Annotated in this window: 3 protein-coding genes; all 3 read right to left on the bottom strand. The window is 62.3% G+C overall.

Translation table 11 applies throughout. The annotated features are described in order from the left end of the window. Positions 1–403 precede the first annotated feature (403 nt). The 3 genes from ACEK02_RS00185 to ACEK02_RS00175 all read right to left on the bottom strand — a co-directional run bounded on the left by ACEK02_RS00185 (position 404) and on the right by ACEK02_RS00175 (position 2,516). Entirely contained in the window at positions 404–1,780 is a 1,377-nt protein-coding gene (locus ACEK02_RS00185; RefSeq protein WP_371419805.1) for a S41 family peptidase, read from the bottom strand. Between the two features lie 14 nt (positions 1,781–1,794). After that, positions 1,795–2,268: a MarR family winged helix-turn-helix transcriptional regulator gene (locus tag ACEK02_RS00180; RefSeq protein WP_371419804.1), complete on the bottom strand. Its 474-nt coding sequence runs from the start codon at positions 2,266–2,268 to the stop codon at positions 1,795–1,797. Positions 2,269–2,357: 89 nt separating this feature from the next. After that, the gene (locus ACEK02_RS00175) at positions 2,358–2,516 is read right to left on the bottom strand and encodes an Arm DNA-binding domain-containing protein (protein ID WP_371419803.1); all 159 of its coding nucleotides are present in this window, start codon (positions 2,514–2,516) and stop codon (positions 2,358–2,360) included. Positions 2,517–2,732: the final 216 nt, after the last annotated feature.

Here is a 2,732-nt window from a genome sequence, read left to right as displayed (position 1 = left end):
GGTGGCGGCTTCGGACATTGCGGTCATCTCTTGGTCCGATGCCCATGGCCCCTTTGTACCAGGTTTCGCCATTCCGGCTGAGCTGTAGTTTGAGTGTGCACCGATGAATGGATGTCGGAAGTTGGGAAGGTGAAAAAGTCTCAGGAGTGGCCGCTCGTGGGTCACCGCCGCCGCGAAGCTGGCGGCGGCTTTCGACCAGAGTGCGTCGTTCGCGGTCGGACTTTGCACGTCAGCTCCCGCCAGAACCAGCCGTTCGCGCAGCGTGAAGGTGCCTGACCGCAACGCGCCCCCGGCCGGACGTTCAGCGTTCCCGCAGACCTGCCTGAAAGCGGACAATTATATGGTGGTCGAGCAGTCCGAGAGTCGACTGGCGCGCGCGACACGTTACCTCGGCCAATCGAGCCTATTCAGACGCTCGGCTCATTCCACCTTTACCCGATCGTAGCCGGCGCGTGGCCGATGGTTCGTCGTTCCACTGGGTTTCCATCGCGTCGTCGCTTAGGCGGATGCGAAAATGATCGTCGAAGCCTTCGACCGTGAACAGCCCATCCGCAGTCAGCGGTAGCAGTCGAGCAAACTGGCCGTTGCGCCGGAGCTGATAGAGCGAACCAGCGCGCCACACTATGCGCTGCGTCCCATATTGCCCCGCCAGCGCGCGTAGTCTGGCCGCCGATAGCGTCGGCGGCTGCAACCGTGCCTCGATTGCCGATCGCGCCCACGCCCAGTCGGCGCGATCGGCGGGATCGGGACCGGTTCGTCCGGCAAGGGCCTCGAGCGCCTGCGACTGGGCCACATCCAGCGCGCGATCGGGATCGACCGCGATGTCCGGCACCACGCCCACGCCTTCCCAGTTGGATTGCGATACCGGATGGACAGGCCGACCATAGGAGCAACTGAGCATGAACCCCGGAGCGACCGGCGAGAATTCGTTGTTGTTCGCGGCCCCCGCAGTGGTGGTGCCGATCAGCTTGCCGAGGTGGAATTGCTGGACATCGTACGCGAACGCTTCCGCACCCGAACCGACTTGCTTGTCGATCAACACGTAGAGGGGCTTATCCTTGATGCGTCCAGCAGGAAGATTGTCGAGTGTGCGTGACTGTATCGGCGCTTTGCCCGCCTCGAGAAACGTGATGTCCAGCGTATCCGGATCCATGAAATGGCTGAGCAGATAGCGCACCGCTGCGTGTGACCCGCCCCCGTTGCCGCGCAGATCGATGATGATAGCATCGCCATCGCGAAGGAACCGCATCGCCGCGTCATAGGCCGTGCCGGTCTGGTCATCGATCCACTGGAAGCCGGTGATCCGCAGGTAGCGGATATTCCCCGGAAGGATTCGCATCTCCTCTAATCCGTGATTGGCGCGGCGAGCTCGCCGGCTCCACAGAGCATCGAGCGCAGCATTGTCCTTCGCCTCGGCCTTGGAGGCGAGCGTGGCGGCATATTCGGCCGGCGCGTATCGAAGATACATGTGGCGGTCATTGCTGGCCCCGCGCAAATCCTCAGTGACGCGATCTGCGAAAATGGTCGGGTTTTCGGTGTCGTAGCGACCCGACGCCAGCCCCGCCTGGAGACGGGTTGTGATCGCCGCCATCCGATCGGGAAAGACATAGCGAACCGTCACGCGCCGAACGACGTCCGCGATGGCGGCAGTGCGCTGCGCGGCCGTCAGCGCGATCGGCGCCTCTGCGCTCGCGACCGTGACCGGAACAGCGCGCTGGGCAGCTGCCGGGCATATGACGAGGCCCATCAGGGGCGCGAGCGCGAAACCGGTAAAGCGCATGAATCAAACGACTTTCATTGAGGAAAAACAGGATTGGACGCCTCGCGCAGGCGTTCGGAAAACGGGACTTCTTCGAGCAGTTTGAGCGTTCGCGCGATCACTTCGGGAAGCGACAAGCCGAGCGAATCGTCAAGCGTTCGCGCAGCAGCTTCGGTCGCAGCCCAAAGCTGCTGCAGTTGGGGCACGAGCTTTTCGGCATGCGGCGTCAGCGCGACGATACGCTCCCGCGCGTCGTCTCCGGTGGTGAGTGTCACCAGCCCGTGTTTTGCCATCTGGTTGACGGTCTGCCCCGTCGCGGAATGGGTGACGCCGCTACGCTTGGCCAGCGCGCGGATCGTCGCCGGGCCTTGAGCGAGCAGTTCACGCATGATCGGGGTGTAACGCGGACGATAATCGAGACCTGCATCCGCATAGGACTCCTCCACGGCCCCATCGAGCACATCGATCAGCCGTCGCAACAGCGTTCCCAAGGTCGGCGAATGAGCCATAGCTCCTCAATATACAAGCGCTTGTATAAATACAACTAGACCCTAGAAGGCGTCGTGCTGAGAGCGACCGGTTCACAACCGGCTCCACATCAGCGGCTCTGGAGAGAGACCTGCATGATTGTCGCAGAGAGCCGCCAGTATTTTGCGCCGTTGGGCATGACGAGGAGGAACGGGGAGCGCTCGTCGGCGAGCTTGTAGAGCTTCGCTCGAGGCTTGGCGTTACGGATCGCGAGTGCGGTAAGGCCCATGGGGTATCTCCATCCAAAAAGCGGGTGGATTGGGAGCCGAATATACCCTTAAAAGCGGGGGTATATGGTCGAACCCACCCGAACCATGTCGGACAAGATATTTGAAAAAGGCCTTCGGCCCCAGCCACTTACGCGACGCTCATGGACGTCGCCGGACTGGGAAAATGGTGCCCGGAAGAGGACTCGAACCTCCACGCCCTTGCGAGCGCCAGCACC

The sequence above is a fragment of the Tardiphaga sp. genome (assembly GCF_041424195.1).
GTDB lineage: Bacteria > Pseudomonadota > Alphaproteobacteria > Rhizobiales > Xanthobacteraceae > Tardiphaga.
The sequence above is the reverse complement of the archived record's forward strand: the minus strand, read 5'-3'. Positions and strand labels throughout refer to the sequence as shown.